The 842-nt window shown below is 62.6% G+C and carries 1 protein-coding gene; it reads left to right on the top strand.

Features of this window, described 5'->3' with window-relative positions; genetic code table 11:
• Nucleotides 1–92 precede the first annotated feature (92 nt).
• Nucleotides 93–800 (top strand): flagellar assembly protein FliH, encoded by a 708-nt coding sequence (gene fliH / locus B3873_RS00570; RefSeq protein WP_039788445.1) that lies wholly within the window; start codon nt 93–95, stop codon nt 798–800.
• Nucleotides 801–842: the final 42 nt, after the last annotated feature.

An 842-nucleotide genomic window follows, 5' to 3' on the forward strand; every position in this document is an offset into this window, starting at 1 on the left:
CTGGGTGCCAAGGGCGAGGACGCGTTCGTCTGATGCGTTTGAGGCAGATGCAATGTGCCGTCGGCATGCCGGCCTGAGGAGTCAAAGAAGCCATGCGTGCAAAGATCATTCCCAAGGAAGAGATGACGCCCTACCAGCGATGGGAGCTGGCGTCCTTCAACGAAGAACCCGAACCGGAGCCGCAGCCCGAAATGCTGCCCGAGGAAGAAGAATTCCTCGAAGAGCCGCCACCGGTCCCGCAACTGACAGCCGAACAGCTTGATGCCATCCGCGAGGCCGCCCGCCAGGAAGGTTTTGCCGAGGGCCGCGAACACGGCCTGCAGGCTGGCCGCTCCGAAGGCTACGTCGCCGGGCTCCAGCAAGGCCAGCAGGAAGTCAACGAAATCATCCAGCACTTCCGCCAGATCGCTGTCAATTTCAGCACCGAAGTCTCGCAGTGCAGTGAAAAGATGGCCCCCGAACTGCTGGACCTGGCGCTGGACCTGGCCAAATCCATGCTCAAGACGGCCCTGAACGTGCGTCCGGAACTGATCCTGCCGACCGTCAGCGCGGCCATCCACGCCCTGCCGGTGCTGCAGCTGCCGGCCAGCCTGACGCTGCATCCCGAAGATGCCGCCCTGGTGCGCAAACACCTGGGCGAAGAACTGGCCCAGCAAGGCTGGAAGATCGAGGAAGACGCCCATCTCGACCGCGGCGGCTGCCGTGTCGAAACCCGCACCAACCAGATCGATGCCACCACCCCGACGCGCTGGCAGCGCCTGGGCGAGTCGCTGTCCAAGCAGCTCGACTGGCTGGAATGATTCATCCGAAGTGATAGCTAGAACTCATTTCATCAATAGGCG

This window comes from Herbaspirillum sp. UBA812 (assembly GCF_002296545.1).
In the GTDB taxonomy this organism is placed as follows: Bacteria; Pseudomonadota; Gammaproteobacteria; order Burkholderiales; family Burkholderiaceae_D; genus Herbaspirillum; species Herbaspirillum huttiense.